General features: G+C 54.3%; 21 protein-coding genes. 11 read left to right on the top strand and 10 right to left on the bottom strand.

The window, feature by feature from the left end; all coding sequences use genetic code 11:
- Positions 1-42 precede the first annotated feature (42 nt).
- From JFC11_RS04145 to JFC11_RS04135, 3 genes are all read left to right on the top strand, one after another.
- Complete coding sequence (locus tag JFC11_RS04145) at positions 43-2,160, top strand: TonB-dependent siderophore receptor (protein WP_422822558.1); 2,118 nt, start codon at positions 43-45, stop codon at positions 2,158-2,160.
- 170 nt (positions 2,161-2,330) lie between these two features.
- Entirely contained in the window at positions 2,331-3,236 is a 906-nt protein-coding gene (locus tag JFC11_RS04140) for an ABC transporter substrate-binding protein (RefSeq protein WP_198348777.1), read from the top strand.
- Positions 3,237-3,322: 86 nt separating this feature from the next.
- Positions 3,323-4,831, top strand: coding sequence for a YifB family Mg chelatase-like AAA ATPase (locus JFC11_RS04135; RefSeq protein ID WP_038479502.1), 1,509 nt, complete (start codon positions 3,323-3,325; stop codon positions 4,829-4,831).
- Here JFC11_RS04135 and JFC11_RS04130 read toward each other — a convergent pair.
- A complete protein-coding gene (locus JFC11_RS04130; protein WP_198348776.1) occupies positions 4,828-5,409 on the bottom strand; it encodes an NADPH-dependent FMN reductase in 582 nt (193 codons plus the stop codon). The two genes, JFC11_RS04135 and JFC11_RS04130, sit on opposite strands and share 4 nt — an antisense overlap.
- Positions 5,410-5,629: 220 nt before the next feature.
- Between JFC11_RS04130 and JFC11_RS04125 the strand changes: the two genes are divergently transcribed.
- Positions 5,630-6,940 (top strand): esterase-like activity of phytase family protein, encoded by a 1,311-nt coding sequence (locus JFC11_RS04125; protein WP_232482764.1) that lies wholly within the window; start codon positions 5,630-5,632, stop codon positions 6,938-6,940.
- An 88-nt stretch (positions 6,941-7,028) separates the two neighbouring features.
- On the opposite strand, the gene JFC11_RS04120 is transcribed toward JFC11_RS04125, so the two are convergent.
- A complete protein-coding gene (locus JFC11_RS04120) occupies positions 7,029-8,009 on the bottom strand; it encodes an alpha/beta hydrolase (RefSeq protein WP_038479511.1) in 981 nt (326 codons plus the stop codon).
- 206 nt (positions 8,010-8,215) lie between these two features.
- On the opposite strand from JFC11_RS04120, the gene JFC11_RS04115 reads away from it, so the two are divergent.
- Both JFC11_RS04115 and JFC11_RS04110 read left to right on the top strand, forming a co-directional pair.
- Positions 8,216-10,390, top strand: coding sequence for a malate synthase G (locus JFC11_RS04115; RefSeq protein ID WP_038479514.1), 2,175 nt, complete (start codon positions 8,216-8,218; stop codon positions 10,388-10,390).
- 67 nt (positions 10,391-10,457) lie between these two features.
- Positions 10,458-10,880, top strand: coding sequence for a PaaI family thioesterase (locus JFC11_RS04110; RefSeq protein WP_038479517.1), 423 nt, complete (start codon positions 10,458-10,460; stop codon positions 10,878-10,880).
- A gap of 8 nt (positions 10,881-10,888) precedes the next feature.
- Here the strand turns inward: JFC11_RS04110 and JFC11_RS04105 are convergent, their stop codons facing one another.
- Positions 10,889-11,266: a DUF423 domain-containing protein gene (locus JFC11_RS04105; RefSeq protein WP_198348774.1), complete on the bottom strand. Its 378-nt coding sequence runs from the start codon at positions 11,264-11,266 to the stop codon at positions 10,889-10,891.
- A 203-nt stretch (positions 11,267-11,469) separates the two neighbouring features.
- On the opposite strand from JFC11_RS04105, the gene thiS reads away from it, so the two are divergent.
- The 3 genes from thiS to trmB are packed head-to-tail and all read left to right on the top strand — an operon-like array spanning position 11,470 to position 13,308.
- On the top strand, positions 11,470-11,691 hold the full coding sequence (thiS, locus tag JFC11_RS04100) for a sulfur carrier protein ThiS (protein ID WP_009723207.1): 222 nt from the start codon (positions 11,470-11,472) through the stop codon (positions 11,689-11,691).
- A 39-nt stretch (positions 11,692-11,730) separates the two neighbouring features.
- Positions 11,731-12,525, top strand: a complete 795-nt coding sequence (locus JFC11_RS04095; RefSeq protein WP_198348773.1) for a thiazole synthase — start codon at positions 11,731-11,733, stop codon at positions 12,523-12,525.
- 12 nt (positions 12,526-12,537) lie between these two features.
- Positions 12,538-13,308: a tRNA (guanosine(46)-N7)-methyltransferase TrmB gene (gene trmB, locus JFC11_RS04090; protein ID WP_198348772.1), complete on the top strand. Its 771-nt coding sequence runs from the start codon at positions 12,538-12,540 to the stop codon at positions 13,306-13,308.
- A 30-nt stretch (positions 13,309-13,338) separates the two neighbouring features.
- Here trmB and JFC11_RS04085 read toward each other — a convergent pair whose 3' ends face one another.
- Positions 13,339-14,340 carry a 2-hydroxyacid dehydrogenase gene (locus JFC11_RS04085; protein WP_198348771.1) on the bottom strand — a complete coding sequence of 334 codons (1,002 nt, stop codon included), beginning with the start codon at positions 14,338-14,340 and terminating at the stop codon, positions 13,339-13,341.
- Between the two features lie 855 nt (positions 14,341-15,195).
- Positions 15,196-16,110 (bottom strand): AEC family transporter, encoded by a 915-nt coding sequence (locus JFC11_RS04080; RefSeq protein WP_038479532.1) that lies wholly within the window; start codon positions 16,108-16,110, stop codon positions 15,196-15,198.
- A 106-nt stretch (positions 16,111-16,216) separates the two neighbouring features.
- On the opposite strand from JFC11_RS04080, the gene JFC11_RS04075 reads away from it, so the two are divergent.
- Both JFC11_RS04075 and JFC11_RS04070 read left to right on the top strand, forming a co-directional pair.
- Entirely contained in the window at positions 16,217-16,720 is a 504-nt protein-coding gene (locus JFC11_RS04075) for a hypothetical protein (protein WP_038479535.1), read from the top strand.
- 5 nt (positions 16,721-16,725) lie between these two features.
- Entirely contained in the window at positions 16,726-17,334 is a 609-nt protein-coding gene (locus tag JFC11_RS04070) for an SCO family protein (RefSeq protein WP_038479538.1), read from the top strand.
- A gap of 44 nt (positions 17,335-17,378) precedes the next feature.
- Here the strand turns inward: JFC11_RS04070 and JFC11_RS04065 are convergent, their stop codons facing one another.
- The 5 genes from JFC11_RS04065 to JFC11_RS04045 all read right to left on the bottom strand — a co-directional run bounded on the left by JFC11_RS04065 (position 17,379) and on the right by JFC11_RS04045 (position 21,600).
- Positions 17,379-18,428 carry an alpha/beta hydrolase family protein gene (locus JFC11_RS04065; RefSeq protein WP_198348770.1) on the bottom strand — a complete coding sequence of 350 codons (1,050 nt, stop codon included), beginning with the start codon at positions 18,426-18,428 and terminating at the stop codon, positions 17,379-17,381.
- Positions 18,429-19,109, bottom strand: a complete 681-nt coding sequence (locus tag JFC11_RS04060; RefSeq protein WP_038479544.1) for a BamJ family beta-barrel-assembly machinery protein — start codon at positions 19,107-19,109, stop codon at positions 18,429-18,431.
- Positions 19,110-19,244: 135 nt separating this feature from the next.
- The gene (locus tag JFC11_RS04055; RefSeq protein WP_009723217.1) at positions 19,245-19,688 is read right to left on the bottom strand and encodes a universal stress protein; all 444 of its coding nucleotides are present in this window, start codon (positions 19,686-19,688) and stop codon (positions 19,245-19,247) included.
- Positions 19,689-19,709: 21 nt separating this feature from the next.
- The gene (locus tag JFC11_RS04050) at positions 19,710-20,993 is read right to left on the bottom strand and encodes a TRAP transporter large permease (protein ID WP_038479547.1); all 1,284 of its coding nucleotides are present in this window, start codon (positions 20,991-20,993) and stop codon (positions 19,710-19,712) included.
- A 28-nt stretch (positions 20,994-21,021) separates the two neighbouring features.
- Positions 21,022-21,600, bottom strand: coding sequence for a TRAP transporter small permease (locus JFC11_RS04045; protein WP_038479550.1), 579 nt, complete (start codon positions 21,598-21,600; stop codon positions 21,022-21,024).
- Positions 21,601-21,757: the final 157 nt, after the last annotated feature.

Here is a 21,757-nt window from a genome sequence, read left to right as displayed (position 1 = left end):
TAGTTAATTGCTTCTTATTGCAGGTACACCCCCATGTCTTTTATGCCTCGCCGTTTGTTACGCTCTCCACTCAGTGCCGCTATTCTCGCGGCGCTCGCGGCACCATCGGTTTACGCTCAGGCAAGTGCGCAGGAAAGTACTCTGGAAAGTACAGCGCTAGGCACTGTGACGGTAACCGCCCAGCAGGCGGCCACTAAAGTCACCACCCCTTTTATTGAAACGCCGCAAAGCGTTTCTACCATTACCCGCGAACAAATGGATCACCGTGGGGTCAGCACCGTTCAGCGCGCCACCGATTACACGCCCGGTGTTTACAGCAACCAGGTGGGTGCCTCCAACCGCTTCGACTACCTGGTACTACGTGGCTTTTCTGACGGCAGCTTGAGCAACACGTTCTTAGATGGTCTTAAAGTGATGGGCGATGCCAACTCCCATAGCAGTATGCGCATCGATCCGTGGTTTCTAGACAGCATTGAAGTGGTACGCGGGCCTGCCTCGGTGCTCTATGGCCGCGCGTCGCCGGGTGGTGTGGTGGCGCTAAACAGTAAGCGCCCTGAATTTGAACAAGGCGGTGAGCTACGTTTTCGGGTAGGCAATAATAACCAGCGCAGTGCCGCCTTTGACCTCACTGGGCCGATTGGCGCAGAGCAGCGAGTAGCGTTTCGCCTGACCGGTATTGCCAGTACCGCCGACACCCAGTTTGGCCCCGCCGAAGAGGAGCGCTATGCCATTGCGCCACGGCTAACCTGGGATATCACCGACGACACCAGCCTAACGGTTGAGGCCTATCTACAGGATGAACCCGAAGGCGGCTACCACTCCGGCGTGCCCTATGAAGGAGCGGTAGTACCCAGGAACGGCAAGCAGATCAGTAACAACTTCTTTGATGGCGAAGCCGACTACAACGCCTACGAGCGTACTCAGCGCATGGCTGGCTATACCCTGGAGCATCGCTTTAATGACGACGTAACGGGCCGCCAGCTACTGCGTTATCTCAACTCCGATGTGGTGCTTAATCAAGTCTATGGCTATGGCTGGACGTCACCCACCTCTGACGAATTAACCCGCTACTATTCTGGCAGCGATGAATCTCTAGAAGCTTGGACTATCGACAATCAGCTTGAAGCCACCATCAGCAGCGGCTTTATGGATCACACCCTGCTTGTCGGGGTTGATTACCAACAGCGGGAAAACGACGTATCGTGGCCCACTGGGTATTTCCACCCCGTCAATGCCTTTAATCCTGTTTATGGCAGCGGGCCGATTGAATTTTACGCACCTACCCGTGAACGCCACGAGATCGATCAAACGGGTGTTTATCTACAGGATCAAATCGCCGTCGATAACTGGCGCTTTACGCTAGGCGGCCGCTACGACTGGGTGAATATCGACAATACCAACCGCGATAGCGGTGACACCAGCTCACTTAGCGATACCCAGTTCAGCGGCCGCGCCGGTGTGGTCTACTTGTTTGATAATGGTGTAGCGCCCTACCTAAGCTACTCCACTGCCTTCACCCCCACTAGTTTCGTCGATGAGAGTGGCGACCTGCTTCAACCAATGGAAGGCGAACAGTGGGAGGCCGGCCTAAAATTCCAGCCTAACGGCAGCGCCAGCCAATTCAGTGCAGCGCTGTTCCATATCAGCCAAGAGAATGTCGCGACCAAGGTGCAGCCATCCGACCCTTACCGCGCGGTAGGTGAAATTGAATCCCAAGGACTGGAGCTGGAAGCACAAACCCAGCTAACGGATACCCTCTCGGTTCAGGCAGGCTATAGCTTCACCGACATCACCTACGCTAAAAGCGATGATGGCAACCAGGGCAACAACGCGATTTACTCCCCACGCCACCAAGTACAGCTGTGGGGCCACTACGAGGCCAATAAGGGCTGGCTAAACGGCGTGGATGTCGGTGTTGGCGTACGCCACTATGCGGATATTGCCGCCGATCGAGCCAACACTGAAACTGTCCCTGACTACACCCTGGTGGATGCCACTATTGGCTACGATCTAAGCCAACTCGGCGTTGAAGGGGTGGAAACGCGCCTCAATGTGAACAACCTGCTGGATAAGGAGTACGTGGCCTCCTGCAACTCGCTGGAGTACTGCTACTTCGGCGCCGAGCGCGGTGTGACCGCCAGCGTTCACTACCGTTTCTAAACGCTTGTGCTAAGCGACGTTCCAAGCACTTATCTAAGTATTGCTAATTTATTGTAACCCCACCTGCCCAGGCCACTCAGCCTGGGCATTTTTCCTTGAATACAGGTTTGCAAACAATAAATATTATCGTTTAAATACAGTTCTTATTTTCTGGATAGCCTCTCACCACCATGCGCCACACTAACCTGTTCTCTTTGCTCGCGCGCTGCGGGCTGTTCGCCGTTTGTATGCTGAGCGTTTCTACTGCCCAGGCGCAGTGGGCCACGGTGGACTGGACCATCGCTGAAACACTACTAGCCATTGATGCGCCGGTTAGCAGCGTTGCCCAACAGAGTGATTATCACCAGTGGGTGGGCGAGCCACAGATACCCGACAGTGCCACCGATATGGGACTACGCGCCCAACCTAATTTAGAACTGCTGGCCCAAGTGCCTCCGGAACAGACGTTGATCTCGCCCATGTTTGCCGGTTTAACACCGCGCCTGGAGCGCATTGCCCCGGTCACTTCATTCTCGCTCTACTCGCCCGGCACCGATACCTGGCAAGAGATGCAAACCCTGACCCGTGAGCTGGGCGAGTTAACCAAGCACCAGCCCCAGGCCGAGCAGCTTATTGAAGAGACCCAAATATTGATGACCACGCTGCGCGAATCTCGCCCCCTATCTCAGTCTGAAACTGCGACGCTGCTGATGGTACAGTTTATGGATGCCCGTCACGTGCGGGTGTTTGGGGAAAACAGCTTATACAACGCCGTGCTGGAGCAGCTCGACCTCCCCAATGCCTGGGATCAAGCGACCAATGCCTGGGGGTTTTCACTGGTGGGGATTGAAGCGCTGGCGCGCTACCCAGAAGCAACGCTGGTGATCATCGATCCACTGCCCATCGGAGTCGAAGAGCAGCTTGCAAACAGCGGCCTGTGGCAGCAACTTCCCAGCGTCAGGCATGACAGGATAGTTCGCCTACCGCCGGTATGGAGCTTTGGCGCACTGCCCTCTGCCCAGCGTTTTGCAAGAGAGTTGTTTGCTGCACTGTCGGCAGGCAGCCCAGCTCAAGTAACCGACTCAACTGTTAACTAAGGTCAGTTTTCCAGGCACACGCTATTTTTAAACGTTCCAATTAACGTAGGGTTATGTCAGGAATAAAAAACTAGCGAGGGAGCGCCATGACACTAGCCATTGTGGCCACGCGCGCAGGGGTTGGGCTGGAAGCACCCGCCGTGCATGTCGAGGTACATCTAGCCAACGGCTTGCCGGGACTAACGCTGGTGGGCCTGCCGGAAACCGCTGTCAAAGAGAGCCGCGAGCGGGTGCGCAGCGCGCTCATCAATGCCGGGTTTGATTTCCCCAACACCAAGCGCATTACCCTCAACCTTGCCCCCGCCGACCTACCTAAAGAGGGTGGCCGCTTCGATTTGCCGATTGCACTCGGTATTCTGGCCGCCTCTGGCCAGATTCCAGTAGATGCGCTAGAAGGCATGGAGTGCGCAGGCGAACTGGCATTGGATGGCAAACTACGCGCCGTACCCGGCGTATTACCCTTTGCTCTCGCCACGCGGCGCGTCAACAAAGCACTGATTATTCCCCGCGCCTGTGCCGACGAAGCCGCGTTAGCAGGCGACTTACCGGTTTTACCTGCCGACACCCTATGGCAGGTCGTTGCTCACTTGCTGGGACAAGAGAAAATACCGCCCCACCAACTGTCTGCCTCGGTGAGATCCACGGCCCCCATTGCCGACTTAGCCGACGTTCGCGGTCAGCAGCAGGCACGCCGCGCACTGGAAGTGGCGGCCGCTGGTGGCCATAACCTGCTGCTAGCAGGGCCTCCTGGCACCGGAAAAACCATGCTCGCTAGCCGCTTACCGGGCATTTTGCCGCCGCTTTGCGAAGACGATGCGCTGCAGGTGGCCGCTGTACGTTCAGTCTGTGGGCTACCGCTTGAAGCAGACTGGGGCCAGCGCCCCTTTCGCCAGCCCCACCACAGCGCCAGCGCCGCCGCGTTAGTGGGTGGGGGCTCAAAGCCCAAACCTGGGGAAATCTCGCTTGCTCACCACGGCGTGCTGTTTTTAGACGAGCTGCCGGAGTTTTCCCGCAACGTCTTAGAAGTGTTAAGGCAGCCACTGGAAACGGGGGAAATTCACCTCTCACGCGCCAGTCATGAACGCCGTTATCCGGCACAGTTTCAGCTCGTTGCCGCTATGAACCCCTGCCCCTGCGGCCACCTGGGCGATCCGCGTCAGCGCTGCCAGTGCAGCGCCAGCCAGATTCAGCGCTATCAGGCACGCCTTTCTGGCCCGCTGCTAGACCGCATTGACCTGCAAGTGGAAGTGCCCGCCCTGCCGCCCGAGCAACTCACCGCCCAAACCCAAGGCGAACCTTCCAGCGCCGTGCGCGAGCGAGTGATGGCCGCCCGAGAGCGCCAAATGGCGCGAGGCGCACTCAATAGCCAGCTAAGCGGCAAAGCCTTAGAAGCCGCCTGCGCGCTTAACGATGAAGAGCGCGCCTGGTTGGCAGGCGTGCTGGAAAAACTCAAACTCTCTGCCCGCGCTTACCACCGCGTCCTGCGGGTCGCGCTTACCCTGGCCGACTTACAAGGCGAACCCAAGCCCACCCAGCCTCACTTTATCGAGGCTATCGGCTACCGGCAGTTGGATAGGCTGTTGAAAGGTGCCTAGCGATGGTCATTGGCCATTACATCGACAAGCCGTTGGCATAAGGCGTCGAGCTTTCCACCCGTTGCCTCATCCTTTAGCGCGCCTGACTCGTTAAACGCACTGCCTGCCTTCGGCAATGATAGTGGCTGCGGCAGTACGACCAACCCCAGATTAGCCAACAACTGCTGTCCAAGGGGCAGTGCTCGAATACCGCCCAGCCCACCAGGGGAAGCCGCCACCAGCGCTGCCCACTTACCGGCGAATAATCCAAGCCCTGGCGTATCGTTGTAAGGCCTGGAGAGCCAATCTAACGTGTTTTTCAGCAACGGCGTAATAAAACCGTTGTACTCCGGCGAGGCGATCAATAGCGCTTGGTGATCGGCCAGTATTTCGCGCAGCTTCAGTACATTATCAGGCATGCCTTGGACTTCAATGTCCTCATCGAACAGCGGGAAAGGGTAGTCTTTTAAATCGATAAAGGTTGCCTTTCCACCCAAAACCTCAATGCGCTTGGCAGCAAGCTTCGCGAGCTGTTTATTAAGCGAACCTTCACGGGCACTGCCCGCTAATACGAGAACTTTTGCTACTGATGACGCCATTACCATTTCCTCTTTTTTATAAGAACGTATCTTAAAGTCCCACCATTTAATATTTGTGTCTTTTGAGCAAGGCGTATTTTACGACTCAGGGCCAAACGCGACGTGAAACCCTGCTGCCATTAAAACGTCTGCACCTTGTCATTCAACTATCACTATTACGGGTGAAAATTAGCAAAAGCTGAAGCTGCTCTACTTTCTCTTCCTAAATGGTGAAACCGTGATGACCAAGCCGTTACTAGCGACCGCCCTATTCGCCTTTGTATTTACCAGTGCGGCACACGCCCAGCAGGATTTTAGCGCCACATTGTCCGGCCATGCCCAGCTACCCGGCAGCACCTTTGTGGCGGCTCCTTCCGGCGCTGCTGAGCACTACAACGTTTCAGGCCGTTTTACTGGCCCAGAGGGCCGTGCTGAGCAGTTGTATACCAACATGCAAGCCACCGGCTTAGCGCTACCTTTCCCCAGCCAGCCATTGCAGGGGTTTTCAGGTATTCGCTCGCTAGGCGATGACCGTTTCTTGGTATTAACCGATAATGGCTTTGGCTCTAAAGCCAACTCCTCTGACGTCATTCTGATGTTTAACATCATAAAGACTGACTGGGACACCGGGCGTGTCATCGTCGAGGAGACTGTTCAACTATCGGACCCAAACCGTAAAGTGCCCTTCCCGATTATGAATGAAGCCACTCCTGGTCGCTTTTTAACCGGCGCTGATTTCGATATTGAGTCGATACAGCCGGTGGGCGATAGCTACTGGATTGGCGATGAGTTTGGCCCCTGGATTATCCAGGTCGATAATCAGGGTGAAGTGCTGCAAGTGTTGGCCACAGACCCCGACGGCACTCTGATGCGCTCACCTGACAATGCCTTTGCCCTTACCCCGAACCCTGGCGCGTCTCTCGCTGATGAGGTGGTGGTGTTTCGCTCCGGCGGCTATGAAGGCATGGCGCTTTCCGAAGATCAAACAACGCTCTATCCCTTGCTGGAAAAACCGATCTGGGACAGCAACGCCAACGCCCCGGAAACCATTGATGGCACTCCCGTATTAAGAATGTTCGAGCTCGACACTGAAACCGGAGAGTGGGGCGACACAACCCGCTACTATCCCTTGGAATCAGCGGATCATGCTATTGGAGATTTCAACCTCATTGGCGGAACACGCGGCCTGATTATCGAGCGTGATAGCCGTCAGGGTGACCCGCGAGAAGAGTGGGCAGACAACCCCGCTGAGTTCAAACGTATCTATCTTATCGACCTCGACCGTACAGACGAGCAGGGAGTGCTTGAGAAAATCGCCTATATAGACCTGATGAACATCCAGGATCCAGATGGCATCGCACCCCGCGGCACGATCAACGGCACCTTTAACTTTCCCTTTGTGACCATTGAGAACGTCGATCGCGTCGATGAGAGCACTATCGTGGTCGCCAATGACAACAACTATCCTTTCTCGATTGGCCGCCAGCAAGGACGCGCTGATGATAATGAGCTGATACTGCTCAATGTGGAGGACTTCCTGAACGCTCAGTAGCGAAACTCAGTAGCGAAATTAAGCACGAGGCAGGGCGCGCTCTGGCGCCCTAGCCTCAAGCTGCCCCCCTGAGCTTTAAACATTTACGTTATTGAACACTCTCAACAACGTTATCTACGAAACTATCAAGAGCTTCAAACAACACTTCACGAATGGGATCGGCCTCGTTAACTAAGTGATGCCGGGCTTCTGGATGGCGGTGGACCTCGGCATTAGGAAATTTCTCCTCCAATACCGCTAAATTCCACTCCCAATCGACGGTAAGGTCTTGCTCACCCTGTAAAATAAGCGTCGGCAGCGGGTTAGGTTCCAACGCTAGTAAACGGGGCATCCAACGTCGCATCGCGGTTATCCAGGCGACGCTTAACCGTTCAGGTTGCAGCGGGTCTTGGTCACGTAGGAACGCCGTAAACTGCTCATCAGTGGAATTGGGGCGATACTTACGTGGTAGCTCCTTTAGAAAAGGGCTGGCAATCAAGTGCAGCCAGCTAGACTGACTCCAGCGCCAGGGGCGTACCAATGGCGCTAGCAGCACAATACCGGCCCAGCCTGCCGTTTCACGACGGGTGAGCGCATCGGTCGCCAAGATGGCCGCCCCCGTACTCTGCCCAACACCTAGCCACGGCGTAGGGGCCATGCCCTGGGTTTGCAATGTCGTCTGTAAATGCGCAAGGCAGTGCTGATAGTCGTCAAAATCGTCAATATCAGCGCGTGGGCCGCTGGAAAGACCGTGACCAGGAAGGTCCCACAACACCACTCGCCACCCTTTGGCCAGCAGGCAGCCGAGCAAATGGCGGTAAAGGCCTAAATGGTCAAAGTAACCATGAATCACAAACGCGGTGCCAGTGGGAACAGGCGGGCTCCATACTTGGCACCACAGAGCAAAGCGTCCAGTATCAATAAATCCCGCGTGCACTTCGCTGGTGTCGTTTAATAGCGTTTCTAAACCGTAGTGGCGAAAATAGTCATGCACAGCGTCCGTTAGCGTGTCGCCCGGCCGAAGCTGGGAGAGCGATGACTCGCCTGCTGCTTGCCTAAACAAGCCTTCCAGGTGTTGGAAATTATGCATTAACGTCTCTCCGTGAACGCCACCTATCCATTGGCTGAATGACAGCGGAGACCACTGTCGCTCTCATCATTTGGTCGAGCATTTTGCTGCTTTACGGCATCGGCTGTTTACATGCCCGCGCAGTTGTGGAAGTATTTTCCATAAATATATATTTACCCTGACCGTGGCACGATAATATCCCACGGGCACCTTTACAGGAGAACCCCATGAGCGAGCGTATCACGCGTCACCGTTTACAGGTGTCAGCAGACCTGGACCGTTTCATCAATGAGCAGGCTTTACCGGGTACCGGTGTTGACGAAAACACCTTTTGGGCTGGCGTTGACGCCCTGTTCCATGATTTGACACCGAAAAATCGCCAACTGCTTGAAGAGCGCGACACGCTCCAAGAAAAACTGGATGCCTGGCACCGTGAAAATCCGGGCCCGGTTAGCGATATGCAGGCTTACCGCAGCTTCTTAAAAGACGCTGGTTACCTAGTGGATGCGCCGAATAGCGTTAAAACCACCACGGCCAATGTAGATCGTGAAGTGGCTGTTCAAGCAGGCCCGCAGTTGGTGGTGCCTGTGAGCAATGCCCGCTATGCATTAAACGCCGCTAATGCTCGCTGGGGTAGTTTGTACGATGCCCTATACGGCACCGATGCGATTTCAGAAGAAGATGGCGCTGAAAAAGGCACCAGTTTCAACCCGAAACGTGGCCAAAAAGTTATCGCTTATGCCCGTGGTGTGCTTGATCGTGCTGCCCCACTGGCCACTGGCTCTCACCGCGATGCGGTGAAATACGCTATTCGTGATGGCCACTTGGTCGTTAGTCTGGAAGGCGGTCGTGAAACCGGCCTAAAAGATTCCGGCAAGCTGATCGGCTTTAACGGCGATGCATCCGCGCCTGAAGCTATCCTGCTTACTAACAACGGCCTGCATCTGGAAATCCAGATCGACGACAGCCACCCGATCGGTAAAACCGACCCCGCTCACGTGAAAGACGTGGTGGTGGAAGCGGCACTGACCGCGATTATGGATTGTGAAGACTCCGTTGCTGCTGTCGACTCTGAAGATAAAGTCGGTGTTTACAGCAACTGGCTTGGCCTGATGAAGGGCGACCTGGAAGAGAGCATCGACAAAGGCGGCAAAACCTTCAAGCGGACGCTGCACGCCGATCGTACTTGGCAAACCACTGATGGCAGCACCGTTACACTGCCGGGTCGTTCGCTGATGTTCGTGCGCAACGTTGGCCACCTGATGACCACGCCTGCCGTCCTGGACGAAAATGGCAACGAACTGCCGGAAGGTATTCTGGACGCGGTAGTGACCTCGCTGCTGTCACTGCACGATCTGAAGAAAGACGCCGATCAGCCACGCAACTCTCGCGCTGGCTCAGTGTATATCGTGAAGCCGAAAATGCACGGGCCGAAAGAAGTGGCGTTCGCCAACGAACTGTTTGGTCGCGTTGAAGACATCCTGGGCATGAGTCGTGACACCCTGAAAATGGGCATCATGGATGAAGAGCGCCGCACCACCGTCAACTTGAAGGCGTGTATTGCTGAAGCGGCTTCTCGTGTTGTGTTCATCAACACCGGTTTCCTTGACCGCACCGGTGACGAAATGCACACCGCCATGGAAGCAGGCCCGATGGTTCGCAAAGGCGATATGAAGAGCGCTGCGTGGATCACCGCCTACGAAAAGAACAACGTGCAGGTAGGCTTAGCCTGTGGCCTGCGTGGTCGTGCTCAAATCGGTAAAGGCATGTGGGCAATGCCGGATCTGATGCATAGCATGCTAGAGCAAAAAATTGGTCACCCGAAAGCGGGTGCTAACACGGCATGGGTGCCTTCTCCAACGGCGGCTACGCTACATGCGCTTCACTACCACCAAGTCAACGTAGCGGACGTACAGCGCGAGCTGGAAGCCCAAGGCGAACCCGACTTTTTAGATGACCTGCTCACCGTGCCAGTAGCCGAAAACGCCAACTGGTCGGATGAGGAGATTCAACAAGAGTTGGATAACAACTGCCAGGGCATTCTTGGCTACGTGGTACGCTGGGTTGAGCATGGCGTGGGCTGCTCGAAAGTGCCGGACATTCATAACGTTGGCCTAATGGAAGACCGCGCTACGCTGCGTATTTCCAGCCAACATATCGCCAACTGGCTGCACCACGGCATTGTCGATGCGCCGCGGGTGGAAGAAACGCTGAAGCGTATGGCGAAAGTGGTTGATCAGCAGAACGCTGGCGACCCCACCTACACGGCCATGAGCGCCGACTTCGAAGGCTCAACCGCCTTTAAAGCAGCCTCTGACTTAGTTTTCAAAGGCCGCGTACAGCCTTCTGGTTACACCGAACCACTACTTCACGCGTGGCGTCAGGTACATAAGGCGAAGTAAACGCGCTTTGCGGTATCATCAGCCTCGAGGCGCATGCCTCGGGGCTTTTTTATAAAGGACAATAATAATGACCGTAATGACTGCCGAGCAGATTGAGCACTTTTTAGATGAGGTGTTCCCCCAGCGGATGGGCAGAATTGAAAGCGTTGGTGCGATGAGTGCCACCCTGCGACTAACCATCGGTGAGCAACACCTTCGCCCTGGCCCCAGGGTATCTGGTCCGACCATGATGGGCTTTGCTGATGTGGCGTTGTATGTGGCCATTTTGGCGCAAATAGGCCCCGAAGCCATGGCGGTCACCAGTGACTTGAACTGCCATTTCTTACGCGCCGCTTCCGGCGAGCACGATATTGTTGCTCACGCCAAACTCATCAAGTTAGGCCGCCGTTTAGCGGTAGGCGAAGTGCAGATTTTCTCTGCCAGCGATGACACTAAGCCGGTTGCGCATATTACCGCCAGCTATGCGCTGCCAGACAGCCCAACTGGCTAACCACCGCGCTAACGGCTGAGCAGCGCAGTGACGGCTAAGCCTAACCAGCCTGCCATCAGCAGCAAACCACCGATGGGCGTTACAATACCAACGCTAAGCCCTGCTAGGGCCATTAGGTACAGCGAGCCCGAAAATGCGGTGATACCCAACGCCCATAGCGCTAGCACGATGCGCTGTCCTGGCTGAGGGCACTGGCTGCGCCAAGCCAGTACCGCTAACATGGCCAACGTATGCCACGCTTGGTAACGCACGCCAGTTTCAACGATGTCGACCATGGCAGCAGTGGTACGCGATGCCAACCCGTGAGCCGCATAGGCGCCTAGTATCACCATTAATGCTCCTGAGAGTGCGACTAGGCACCACCAGGGTTTGTCTGCTCGCTGCATGCGTTACTCCTGTTTATCAATACTCATTATAAATACTTGAGAGAAGTACTTAAGATAAGTACTTGAGATAAGTACTTGAGATAAGTACTCGACATACGCACTCGATATTTCACTGAGATGATTAACGTTGTCACATACCTTGAGCGGTGCGAAACCGCTACAATAGACAGTGCTTTGCCTCACCGAATGGGACACTTACCGTTATGCCTACTCCTAATGAGTCGATACAACTGACGCTCAATGGCGAATCGCATACGCTGGCAGCTGGCCTTAGCGCCGCTGATCTAATCGAGCAATTAGGCCTGACCGGGCGCCGTATCGCTGTGGAAATTAACGAACAGATCGTGCCCAAAAGCCAGCTTGCTCAAACGCATTTAGCCAATGGCGACCAGATAGAAGTCGTTCACGCCATCGGCGGCGGCTAGCGTAGCCCACCACCGTTTTTGCTTTCAAAAGGAACCGCTATGACGCCACTGACTGATACACCGTTTACCGTTGCTGGGCGCGCGTTCAGCTCCCGCCTGCTGGTGGGCACTGGCAAATACAAAGACTTTACCGAGACCGGCGCGGCCATTGCCCAAAGCGGAGCGGAAATTGTCACCTTTGCTGTGCGCCGCACCAACTTGGGTCAGGATGCCGACGCGCCCAACCTTCTCGATGTCGTTTCCCCCCAACGCTACACCTTGCTGCCCAACACCGCGGGCTGCTACAACGCCAAAGACGCTGTGCGCACCTGCCGCTTGGCGCGTGAGCTGCTAGACGGCCACAACTTGGTCAAGCTGGAAGTGCTCGGCGACGATCACACCCTCTATCCCAATGTGGTTGAGACGCTAAAAGCTGCTGAGACACTGTTGGCTGATGGCTTTGACGTCATGGTGTACACCAGTGATGACCCCATTGTGGCACGTGAACTAGAAGCCATGGGCTGCTGCGCCATCATGCCGCTAGGTTCGCTGATTGGCTCGGGGCATGGCATTCAAAACCCGCATAATGTACGCCTGATTGTTGAGCAAAGCAGTGTACCCGTGCTGGTCGATGCGGGCATCGGCACCGCTTCTGACGCCGCCATGGCAATGGAGCTAGGGTGTGACGGCGTGCTACTCAACACCGCGATCGCTCACGCCCGCGACCCGCTGCGTATGGCTAACGCCATGAAGCTTGCCGTAGAAGCTGGCCGCGATGCCTTCTTAGCTGGCCGTATGCCACGCCGCCAAAGCGCCGACCCCTCTTCGCCTTTTGCAGGCCGAATTAACGGCTGATACAGAGACACCATGACCGATACGAACGACACCACGCCTGAAAGCAAAACTGCTGGCGCTGAGAGCAACACCACAGGCCCTGAAAATGCTGATGCCCCGCTACACCGGCGGGGAATTAAGAGCTACGTGATTCGCGCAGGGCGCATGACCCCAGCGCAAAGCCGCGGTTTAGAAGACGTTTGGCCACGCTTAGGACTGACGATTGCCGATGGGCGTCAGGATCTGGACACCCTGTTTGGCCGCGAAGCACCGCGCGTGGTGGAAATTGGCTTTGGTATGGGCAACTCACTCGTCGAGCAAGCCGAACGCCACCCAGACACTGACTTTATCGGTATTGAGGTTCACGCGCCGGGGGTGGGCAAGCTGCTAGATGAGGTAGATAAACGCGGCCTAACCAACCTGCGCGTTTACCGCGAAGATGCCTTAGCGGTGCTGGAGCAGTGTCTGCCTGAAGACTCATTAACCACGCTACAGCTCTTTTTCCCCGATCCATGGCCAAAAAAGAAGCACCACAAGCGGCGTATTGTGCAGCCTGCGTTTGTTGAGCTGATTCGTACGCGCTTAAAACCTGGTGGCACCTTCCACATGGCGACCGACTGGGAAGCCTATGCCGAGTGGATGGCCGAGGTCATGGACGCCGCACCCGGCTACGCGAATACCGCCAGCGCCGACAAAGCGCCCTACGTTCCACGCCCAGACTTTCGCCCGCTAACTAAGTTTGAAGCCCGTGGCGAGAAACTTGGCCACGGCGTATGGGATTTGATTTACCGCCGTGACGTTTAAACACAGCGACTAAAGATAGCTCAGCGTCGTCTACGTTCGCTTATCGTAGACGACGCGATGCAGCGTACCGCTACCGCTTTCAAAGGCGTCGATATTGGCCAGCGTGGTTTCAGCAATATTGGTTAGCGCCTCGGTAGTGAAGAAAGCCTGATGACCGGTAATCAGCACATTGTGAAAGGTCGTCAGACGCATGAACTGATCATCATCGATCACTTTGTGCGATAGATCTTCGAAGAACAGCTGCTCCTCCTCTTCGTAAACATCTAGCCCTAAGCGACCAATTTTGCCGCTTTTCAGACCAGCGATCACCGCTTGAGTATCGACCACTCGGCCGCGGCCAGTGTTGATCAGCATGACACCCTGCTTCATTTGCGCGATGGCATCGGCGTTAACCAGGTGATCAGTATCGGGTGTTAACGGGCAGTGCAGCGAGATAATATCTGCCTGAGCATAGAGCGACGCCAGCGGCACGTACTCCACAAACGGCTCGGCATTCGGGTTTGGAAAAGGATCGCTGGCAACTACTCGGCAGCCAAAGCCATGCATGATATTGGCAAAGATCAAGCCAATCTGCCCAGTGCCAATCACGCCCACGGTTTTGCCATGCAGATCGAACCCCAGCAGTCCGTCTAGGGCAAAGTTGCCCTCGCGCACTCGGTTGTAAGCGCGATAGGTCATGCGGTTCAGGCTTAACACTAAGGCCACCGCGTGCTCTGCTACGGCATGAGGCGAATAAGCGGGCACCCGCACTACGGTAATTCCCAACCGTTCGGCCGCCGCCAAGTCAACATGGTTAAAGCCCGCCGAGCGCAGTGCTACCAATCGTATGCCGCTAGTATGTAGCTGCTCTAAAACGTCCGCATACAGATGGTCATTTACAAAAGCGCACACAACTTCAACCCCTTTCGCTAGAGGCGCCGTATCGACGGTCAAGCGCGCATCAAAAAAGCTTAATTCGTGTCGATTCGCGGCATTAGCACGAGTAAGGAAGGTTTCGTCATAAGGCTTAGCGCTAAAAACGGCAACGCGCATGGCATGTCTCCTGGCTTTGGATAAATGATCAGCATAGGCGATTGGCCTATTGTCTGCCCAAACGTCAGAGGAGGTATTCACCGAGATCAAAGAAAGATGCCGCTATAAAAAAAGAAAGCCGCTCCAGGGGAAGGGCAAAAGACTGTGACTAGCAAGGAAAGAGGAACCATGACAGGAAACTGGCGCTGATCTTTGAAATAGCGTCGTGGTTGCCATCGTCTCATCAAACGCTGACCACAGCCCCCGCATGGCATCTCAAGGAAAATCACAAAAACGTAGAGCATCAAAAAAAGAAAGCCGCTCCAAGCGGGAGCGGCAAAAGACCGTGACTAGCAATGAGAGGGAGAAACCATGACAGGAAACTGGCGCTGATCTTTGAAATAGCGTCGTGGTTGCCATCGTCTCATCAAACGCTGACCACAGCCCCCGCATGGCATCTCAAGGAAAATCACAAAAACGTAGAGCATTAAAAAAAGAAAGCCGCTCCAAGCGGGAGCGGCAAAAGACCGTGACTAGCAATGAGAGGGAGAAACCATGACAGGAAACTGGCGCTGATCTTTGAAATAGCGTCGTGGTTGCCATCGTCTCATCAAACGCTGACCACAGCCCCCGCATGGCATCTCAAGGAAAATCACAAAAACGTAGAGCATTAAAAAAAGAAAGCCGCTCCAAGCGGGAGCGGCAAAAGACCGTGACTAGCAATGAGAGGGAGAAACCATGACAGGAAACTGGCGGTTTCTGTCGTGGTTGCCAACGTCTCATTAAACGCTGACAATCACAATATAATCATTCTCATTTACCACGTCAACCTAAATGCGAATACTTTTTATTTATTTTTAAGACAATTTTTTTACACTACCCCACTAACTGCAACCAGACGGGCAGCGTCAGCATCGCTAACAGCGTCTGGCCGGTAATAATTGCCGCCATAAGCTCTGCATCACCTCCCAACTGCCGAGCAAGAATATAAGCAGATGTGGCGGTAGGCAGCGCTGCAAACAGCAGCGCCACATCACGACTGATAGGGTCCAGCCCCACCAGCCACGCTAATAGCAGCACCACCGCAGGCATTAACAGCAGCTTGATGCTATTCGTCGCTATCACGCCACGATCAAGCCGTAGCAGTGCTGCAGGGCGCAGCGCCACGCCCACAGCAATGAGCCCTAACGGCAGCGCCGCGCCTCCCAATAATCCTACGGTATCCTCGCTCCAACCGGGCAAACCAACCCCCGAAAGATTGAGTCCGATACCTGCCAGGCAGGACAAAATCAGCGGATTTTTAGCCAGTGCGAGGGCACTTTGGCCAAGGCTTCCACTGCCCAGCGTCCCTGCCGCGACAAAGCTTGCGACGCACATTACGTTCACCACCGGTACCATGAGTGCCACCGCCACAGCAGCGGTAGTCGCCCCCATGCTGCCATGCAGCGCCGCGGCTCCTGCGACACCCACGTAGGTATTAAAACGCACGGCGCCTTGGAACACCGACGTGAACGCCGCAGGCGTTAAGCCAAGGTAACCACGACAGCGCCATAGCAACAGACCCAACCCCCCCATCGTGCCGAGCAATACCAACGCTATGCGCCCAACCGGTACTTGGCTGACATCTGCAGTGGCCAGCGTGCCTATCAGCATTGCTGGAAATAGCACAAAGTAGATCATACGCTCCATTTGCGGCCAGAACGTAGCACTTGGCCAACGACCATAGCCAATGGCAGCACCCAATAAAATCAATAAAAACAGTGGCCCAAGTGCACCAGTAATGCTCTCCATTGTTATTCCTTGTTAACTGCGACATCCCAGCACAGCGACATCCGTGCGATTACTGTTACCATGAAACTAACTTCCATCTTACGGCCTGCGTAGTGACCATTCTGCCATGAAGAACTTGCCTAAACCTGTCTACTTTACGGGTTTTCCAGCACTGAAAGTGCTTATCCTCATCACGGGCATCTCACTGGCCGCCTGCACGTGGTACGTGTTTGCCAATTGGCTGCGCGATGATGGTGATATTGCATGGTTTACACCAGATGCCAACTGCAACCTACACACCAGTACGTGCTCGGCAGTACTGGGCGATAAAGGCCGCCTAACACTGACCGTTGATGCCGATGGCCGTATCGACGCGCTGGATATTCTGCCACTGGATGTAGAAGTAGAGGGCCTCAACCCAAGCCATGTGACGGTCGACTTTATTGGGCGTGATATGGATATGGGCTTACACCGTTTTGGATTAACCGCTACTGCACCCGGGCACTTTCATGGCCAAGGGCAAGTCGGTATCTGCACGCAAGACGTGATGCCCTGGCGGGCGCGGGTTATCCTGGAAACACCGGAAGGCAAGTTGGGCAGTTGGTTCGACTTTGACGTGATTAGGAGTTAGTACGTATGGCCGCTAAACCAAACAATCGTAAAGCACTCTGGCTGGGCTTAGTGCTAATACTTGTCTTGCTGACCATTTCGGCTATCGGCCTTTACCAGTTTGCTTTCCAGCCAGGCAGTGATGACGTGACGGGGGGACCAATAGAAATGCCGTCTACTCAAGGTGATTTCTCTCTCTCCCAGCTAGATAAAGACGACATTGCGATTGTTTCATTTGGCTACACCTACTGCCCAGATGTTTGCCCAATGAATCAGGCCGTTAAACGCCAGGCATTGGCCCAGCTAAGCGACGCACAGCGCGAACGCGTGGTGCCGATAATGATAACGGTTGACCCTGAACGCGATACGCTGCCACGCATGGAAGAGTATATGCAGTTCTTTGGTGATGCGTTTATCGGCTTGGTGGGCAGTCAAGAGCAGCTTGAAGATGTAGCAGCACGCTATGGCGTTATTTGGCGGCGAGTAGAGGCACCCGATTCAGCCATGGCCTACACCATTGACCATAGCGCCTCGCTTTTCTTGGTTAACCGCAACGGTGAAATTTTACAGAGAGTGCTCTACTCCCCAGCACCGCACGGCTTAGTGTCAGCGCTGGAGAATGAGTTAGGTAGCTAGCCAAAATACACGACGAAGTATCTGGATTTAGGATGTACTTGGAATTAAGGCGTGCTTTGTAGGTGTTCAAGCATCGCCATTAGCGCTCTGGCTTGAGTGCCATCACGCGTGTCGTGCAGCGGGTTGAGCTGCCAAGTACTTTCGGCAAAGCCCCACCAATCCCAGCACCCCTGAGGATTAGCCATACTGCTTTCCGCCTGCGGGTATAGCACCACTTGACCATGGTCTGCTGCCCAACGGTTCAAACCACTGTGGCGTACAAACGTATCGCCAATGGCATCAACGCTCATTTGACAACCATGCAAGGCTATTGTGACAGGACACCCTCCCGCCTCACACGCCCCAGGAATAAACAGATACCCCACATCAGCCAAGCCTTTAACCGCGAACTCCGACTGATCAAAGGCCATCACTTCGCCCTCGCTAGCATTAGCCTCACGCTCAGGGTAAATCCATGAGAGCATATCGCCAGCCACGTTCTCATCACAGGCAAGCACATGGCTACCACCGCCCTGGCGACAGTCGCCAAGTGCCTGGGGGCTAGCGTTGGCCTGCTTCGGCAGTTTGATGGGCCAGCCATGGCCTGTGTTCTCACTGCGCACGAAACGCAGCTGTTCTGAAGATGCCAGCCAGCGCTGCCACTGTTCTGCTAACAAACTCCCCAGCTCTGGAGAAACCGTGTCATCTTCATCACCGTGCCATACATAGGCACGCAGCTGGCTTAATGCGTCGCGCTCCCCCACCTGCTCAAGCGACTCGTAACGCTCGCGCCGACGGTCCAGCTCATCCAAGGAAGGCAACCCACGGCGGGTGCTCATGCACTGGTTAAGGGCCAAACTGAGCGCGCCCTGGGCACAGCTCCAAGGGCCCGCCGCTAATACACCTACACCACTAAAGCGCTCAGGCCAAGCAACCGCCAACTGTGCGGCCATGTAACCGCCAGAAGAGACACCTACCACGCTCGCGTGATCGCTCGCTGCGCTTAGTGCAGGTAAATCACCAGGCACGGCATCTGCTTCAGCGTGAACAACCGTGCTGCCCAGCAGTAACAGCGCACCCAAAAAACAAGATGTAGAAGCGGCGGGACGTGTCATTTACTCGACGCCTAACAGTTCAACACGGAACGTCAGCATTTCATTTGGACCAATAGGGCCTTGGCCGCCTTCACCATAAGCCAGCTCAGCAGGGATATATAGCATCCAGCTGTCGCCAACGCTCATCAGTTGAAGCGCTTCCTGCCAACCTTCAATGACTTGATTTACCTGGAAACTCACCGGCTGACCACGCTCAAAGGAACTGTCGAATACGGTGCCGTCCAACAGCATGCCTTCATAGTTCACTTCAACGGTGTCTTCAGCGCCAGGAGTTGCGCCGTCACCGGACTCAAGCACTTCATACTGCAAGCCAGACTCAGTCACTTCAACTTCTTCACGCTCAGCGTTTTCCGCTAAGTAAGCTTGACCTTCCTCTAGATTAAGCTGGGCAATTTCAGCGGCTTCTTGCTCGCGCTCTGCCATAGAACGCTCTTGGAAAGCGACCAGCGCCTCCATCATTTCTTCCTCGCTTAACGCCAACTCTTTGCCATCAAAGACATCGCGCATACCGTCCGTAAATGTATCTAGATCGAGGTCTTCAATATCAGCCTGCATGCTCTCGCCTAGAGTGACACCTAAGCTATAAGCAAGGCGCTGTTCGTCGGTTTCAGGAGCCGCTGCCGCGAACGGAGCAACCAGTAACAAACTCGCCAAGGCGGTGGAAGAAAACAATGCTTTCATGTAAAAAACCTTATCCAACGGCGCAACGCGCCAAATGTTTGAGTAGCTCAAAGACTAACACCCGCCACCTCAAGCTGCATTACCTGAGAAAACGGGTGTTAGTAAGACCGCTATTAAGTTCAGTAGTTTGGTGTCTTAAACGACCAATGTGGGACAGTGTGCCGCACCCGCCACACGCTGGGAGACACTACCCAACAGCAGGTTTTTCTCACCGTTGGTTCCTTGAGCGCCAATCACGATTAAATCGCACTCCCTCTTTCGGGCAAAGCGCACAATGGTTCGTGAGGGGCGGCCGCCTTTCACAAACGCCCTTATTCGCGCGCTGTCCGCCCCCATCTCTATGGCATAGGACTTGGCGTGGACTGCAATTTCCGTGGCGTACTCTTTCAGTGCATCATCGGGCAAATCAAGTTTATTCGGCCGCACCATGGAAAGCGATGCTTCCAATAAGCTGTGGTGCTTAAAGACACACAGCAAATAAAGCTCTGCACCGGTAAGCATATGCAGGCCAACCGCTTTATCGAGCGCCTTAATCGCCCCTTTCGAGCCATCTACGGGAATTAAAATGCGATTAAACATCCGCGTTCTCCTTGTGACTGCTTAGCGGAAGGCAACATCACGCAAGAACAGCGCAATTTGCGGGAACATGATCAGCAGCGCCGCCGCTAAAATCAGCATAAAGATAAAGGGCGGTGTGCCTTTGATGACTTCCCAGTAAGGCCGCTTAAAGATCGCAATCGCGGTAAATATATCGCAGCCAAAGGGTGGGGTCGCCGAACCTATGGCTACCTGCAGCGTAATCAAAATACCTACCAGAACAGGATCCAGACCGGTCGCCGCAATTGCCGGAGCAAAAATTGGCGTAAGCACCAAAATGACCACAATCGGGTCAACAAACATACAAGCGACAAAGAAAGAGATACAGATTGCAATCAGTACGCCTGTCGGCCCAGCTTCATTGACGCCTACCGCTTCCAAAATCATTTGTGGAATCTGCGCGAACGAAATTATCCAGGAGAACCCATTACCAACAGCGACCAATATAAACACCACTGCGGTAATTAAGCCGGTGGATTTAGCAATCGCATAAATATCGTTCATTTTGAGCGAACGGAATACCACAAACTCAAGCAATACGGCATATAGCACACAAGCTGCAGCGGCTTCTGTCGGGCTAAAAATGCCTCCGTAGATACCGCCAACGATAATGACTGGAAAGCCTAGCGGCCACAGTGCTTTTTGCACAGCTACAGCACGCTCTTTCCAGCTAGCGCGGGGTTCGGTAGGCACGCCTTTTACCACAGCGTAAACGATGCAATAAACTGAAAACATAAACAGGATCAGAAGCCCTGGCCCAATACCCGCAATAAACAGCTCGCCAATGGATGTTCCTGAAATAACCCCATAGATGATCATGCCAATACTTGGGGGTATCAAAAAGGCAATATCACTCGCGTTGATGATCAGTGCCAGCGTAAAGGGATCAGAATAGCCCGCTTTTAGCATCTTGGGTCGCAGCGGTGAGCCCACTGCTACTACGGTTGCCTGAGTAGAACCAGAAACCGCGCCAAACAGCGTACAGGAGGCCGCCGTACTGACCGCAAGACCGCCTTTGATATGACCTATAAAGGACATCACCATATCAATTAAGCGATTGGCCGACTGACCTCGTGTCATTACATCTGCCGCCAATATAAACATTGGCACCGCAATCAGCGAAGCAGGCCGAATACCCGCCATCATCTGTTGAATCAGCGTATCCATTTGGCCGAAGCCGTTAAACATCATATAAAAACCGATCACCGCTGCCGTAATCAGCGGGATCATCATAGGAAAGCCCAGCAGTAGCAGGGCAATCATGGTGACTACCATTATCGTCGTCATAGCGTTCCCCTAGAGTGCAAGCCCTGCTTTACACTTCTGTTTCGGTGTCTTTGTAACCGTCAACTACCCCTGTCGAGAGATATACATCCCGAGAGGTAAGGTTTTTAATTGCCGTTAACAGGTACTGAATGCCCGTAATGAGAAAACCCATCGGTACCCAGATATAAATGATCCAAATAGGTAGCCCGAGTGACGGCAACACGCGACCTTTGCTTTGGAGATCGAGGATGTACACCACGGAGTAGTACAGCAGGAAAAACATGACGAGGGAGGTAAAGAACGAAATACCTATCATCAATACCTTGCGCCCCCCGACAGGCAAGGCATCGTAGATGGCTGACATACGAATATGACGACCGTGTCGAGCAGCGTAGCCGATACCCGCAAAGGTAATCATAATGATCAAAATACGGTTTAATTCCCCTGAAAACATAATGCTATTGCCAAATACAAAGCGGGCAATAACATTAGTGACCGTATTCAGCGCCATTAGCAAAACCCCCATCGCCAGTATGACTGACTCGATTTTGCTAATTGCAGTGTCGATCACGCCTAGTATGCCGGGCAAACCAGAGCTGTAATTCTTTTCGGATTCTTCTTCGGTCATGGCCGATCTCCTCTTATGCAGCGTGGCAGCTAACGATTAAAAACCTAGTGCCTCTTCTTTCACTGACCACCGAACGGAGCGTGTCCAGCCTTACTCATTTTGTAGCGTAACGGTTAATAACTCTTTCCGCTTCAACGCTGGATGTACGTAAATTTTT

The sequence above is a fragment of the Vreelandella alkaliphila genome, assembly GCF_016107625.1.
In the GTDB taxonomy this organism is placed as follows: domain Bacteria; phylum Pseudomonadota; class Gammaproteobacteria; order Pseudomonadales; family Halomonadaceae; genus Vreelandella; species Vreelandella alkaliphila.
The sequence above is the reverse complement of the archived record's forward strand: the minus strand, read 5'-3'. Positions and strand labels throughout refer to the sequence as shown.